The 3,258-nt window shown below is 73.9% G+C and carries 2 protein-coding genes and 1 pseudogene; all 3 read right to left on the bottom strand.

Translation table 11 applies throughout. The annotated features are described in order from the left end of the window. Window positions 1-1,677: pseudogene (locus AB0G02_RS32575) on the bottom strand (TIGR02680 family protein); the annotation flags it as partial. Next, entirely contained in the window at window positions 1,674-2,840 is a 1,167-nt protein-coding gene (locus AB0G02_RS32570) for a TIGR02678 family protein (RefSeq protein WP_360801879.1), read from the bottom strand. The gene AB0G02_RS32570 and the pseudogene AB0G02_RS32575, both read right to left, overlap by 4 nt. Then, on the bottom strand, window positions 2,840-3,258 hold a 419-nt coding region (locus tag AB0G02_RS32565; protein WP_360801876.1), incomplete at its 5' end, for a DUF2397 family protein. The genes AB0G02_RS32570 and AB0G02_RS32565, both read right to left, overlap by 1 nt.

Genomic DNA, 3,258 nt, shown 5'->3' with positions numbered 1-3,258 from the left:
GGCGCTGGCGGCGCAGGCGGCCGAGCGGGTCTCCGCGCAACGCCAGGTGGACGGCAGCGCCAACGGCGACTCCGGCCGCACCTTCGCCAACGGCCCGGAGCCGCGCCACGCGTCCACGTCCGCGAGCCACGCCTGAGCGACCTCGGCCAGTTCCTGCGCCTCCTGGTTGCGCAACGCCGCCGCCTCGGTCGCCGCGTGCTGCGCGTCCCGCGCGGTCTGGCGCAGGGCGTCCACCTGGCGTTGCGCGGAGTCCAGCTCGGCCGCCTGCGCCGCCAGCGCCATCGCCAACGCGCCGCGCTGCCGTGCCGCCGAAGCGATCTCCGACGTCCGCGCCGCCGCCTGCTCCAGCACCGCGTCGTCGACGTCGACGACGGGCGGGACACGGCGTTCGATCGGCAGCGGTTCGGCTTCGGGGTCCGGCTTGGCCCGCACGGACTCCGTCCGGACCGTGCAGTCCACAGTGGACAACACCGGCAGGTCGGGGACGGTGGCGGCGGGGAGACCGGCCGTGCGCAGGTGGTGGCGCAGCGGCTCGACCAGCTCCTGCGCTGTCCCCAGGTCCTCGGCCAGCCGGCGCAGCAGGCGCAGCACGCCGTCGACCGAGCCGTCCTCCTGGAGCCGCTGCTTGTTCGCCATGTCGAGCGCGGCCACGGCGGACGAACGCTTCTCCGCCACCAGCTTCTCGCGCGTCTGGAGGTCCTGGAGGTCGCGGAACGCGGGCAGCTCCTTCAGCGCCCCGATGGTCTCCTCGGCCTGCTGCTCGCCGCTCTCCAACGACGCCAACGAGTGCTCGGCCGCCGCACGCGCCGCCAGCGTCTCCTCCAACGACGCCGACAGCCGCGCGGACGCCCGTTCCAGCTTCCGCACGCCGTCCTCGGCCGCGCCCAGCTTCTCCGCCGCCGCGCGCAGCCCGCCGAACGCGTAGTCCGAGTAGGTCTTGAGGAACGTGCCCAGCGCCACGTCCGCCGACGACAGCCGGGTGATGTTCTCCCGGATCGACTCCAGGTCGTCGAACGACGTCGCCAGCTGCTCGACCATGGCCTGGTCCAGCGGCGGCAGCGCGTCGGACAGGATCTGCTCCAGCTGCCCCTCCAGCACCTTCAGCCCGACGTCCGGGTTGCGCAGCGTCCGCTGCAGGTGCAGCAGGTCGCCGTACCGGGGTGCCGGCACGCCGTACACGGTCTCGGCGACGCGCGCCCGGAACGCGGCCTCCTCCAGCACGCAGTCCGCGCCGATCAGGTCGCGCAGCTGCGCCGGGCCCAGCGGCGTGCGGTCCGCGCCGACCAGCGTCAGGCCGTGACCCACGCGGGACGGGGTGATGAACCGCCACGAGTCGGTGATCGCCTGCGACGTCTTGGACGCCTTCACGCCCAACCCGCAGGTCAGGAACTCGCCCTCGCCGCGGGTCAGCTCGACCCACGCGTACCCGATGCGGTTGGGGCCGCCGTCGTAGTCGTCGAGCATGAGCCGCCGCAGCGACACCGTGTCGAAGCCCTTGGAGCCGACCTGCCGCAGGTCGCCGTCCAGGCACAGCGGCAGCAGCAGCTCCAGCGTGCGCGACTTGCCGGACCCGTTGGTGCCCTGGAAGATCGCGCGGCCACCGGAGAAGTCGAACGTCTGCTCGGTGTACTGCCAGATGTTGACGATGCCGCCCCTGTGCAGCCGCCACCTGTTCACGCGGTCTCCTCATCGAACAACGACCAGCTGGGCACGTCCGGCACGACGACCGGCTCCACGTCACGTTCCGGGTCGCCGTCGGGCACGGGCAGCCACCGGTGCGCGGCGGCGTTGAGCAGCCACCCGTCCGCCGCGGGCACCGCCAGCCCCATCCGCCGCAGCAGCTCCAGCACCTCGTCGACCAGCCGGTCCAGGTCTTCGGTGAACTGCTTGGACCACGCGGCCGGGTAGTCCTCCACCAGCCGCGCGCACACCTCGCGCAACGACGCCACGTCGACGTCGTGCCGGCCGTCGGGGCGGGGCTCGTCGGACAGCAGCTCCGGCAGCGCCAGCAGCGCGATCCGCGCCACGGTGGACGTGCCGGGGAAGTACAGGTCGGTCAGGTAGTCCTCGGGGTCGGCCGCCAGCACGCCCTCGACCCGGCACTCGGTGTGCAGGCCGAAGCACGTCTCCAGCAGCGCGGTCTCCTTGCGCTGGTTGCGCCGCAACCACTCGGCCTGCTCGGGCGGCAGGTCCGCGTACAGCACCACGGGGTTCTCCACCAGCTTGCGCCGCACCGCGTGCTCGACGCCGCGCGGTCCGGGCCTGGCCGCCAGCTCCACCAACCGCGACGGCGAGGTGGCCTCCGCGACGGGTCCGGTCAGCAGCTGGCCCAGCAGGTCGGTGTCGATGGTGATCAACGCCTCGGCGTGCACGTCGACCGTGCCCTCGGTCTCGTGCAGCACGCCCAGCGACACCAGGTGCCGCAACGCCGCCGTCAGCGCGCGCCGGTCCGCCACGTCGTCCACGACCGTGAGCCCGGCCTCGACCGCCGCCGCACGGATGTCCGCCACCAGCCGCGACAGCAGCGTCTGCCGCCCGATCCCGGTCAGCACGGCCATCGTCAGCGCGACGTACGCGTACCCGCGCGGCGACATGCCCAGGACGCCGCGGGAATCGTCCGCGCCCGGTCCGGCCTTGTAGAGCCGGGCGAACCGCCGTTCGACCACCAGCCGGTAGCCCAGGACCCGCGCGAACAGGTCCTGCAACGCGGCCCGGTGCCGGTAGACCAGCGCCAGCAGCTCGCCGTCCGGCCCGTCGGCGCGCAGCAACGGCCGGCGCAGCAGCGTGCGGGCGCAGCGCACCACGTTCGCCGCGTCGATCTCGGAGAGGTCGTCGAACATCAGTCGAGCACCAGCGTCGAGTCGTGCAGGGTCAGCGTGCCCGCCGCCGAGCGGATCCGCGTCGAACGCCCCCGGGCGTGTTCCACGGTCACCCGCAGGCCGCGCACCGGGTCCGTCGCGGAACCGGGGTCGGCCGCCGTGTCGCGCTGCGCCATCGCCAACGTCAGCAGCTCGCACAGCACGCCGAGCGCCTCGCCGGACAACGTGGTCTCGGCCAGCCTGGGTGCCGCCGCCGCGAGCTCGGCCACCGACGCGGCCCGCCGCTCGTCGGCCTCCCGCGCCTCGGCCAGCAGGGACTGCTCGGTCATCGGGTCGTCCAGGATGCGTGACGTGCGGCCGCGCGCGCCCCGGTCACCGCGGCTGCGCACGCTCACCTGGACGTCCACCACCGGCCCGTCCCGCCACGGCGTGCGCTCGT

It is taken from the genome of Actinosynnema sp. NPDC023658 (genome assembly GCF_040639995.1).
Taxonomy (GTDB): domain Bacteria; phylum Actinomycetota; class Actinomycetes; order Mycobacteriales; family Pseudonocardiaceae; genus Actinosynnema.
This window is presented reverse-complemented; position numbering and strand designations above follow the sequence as displayed.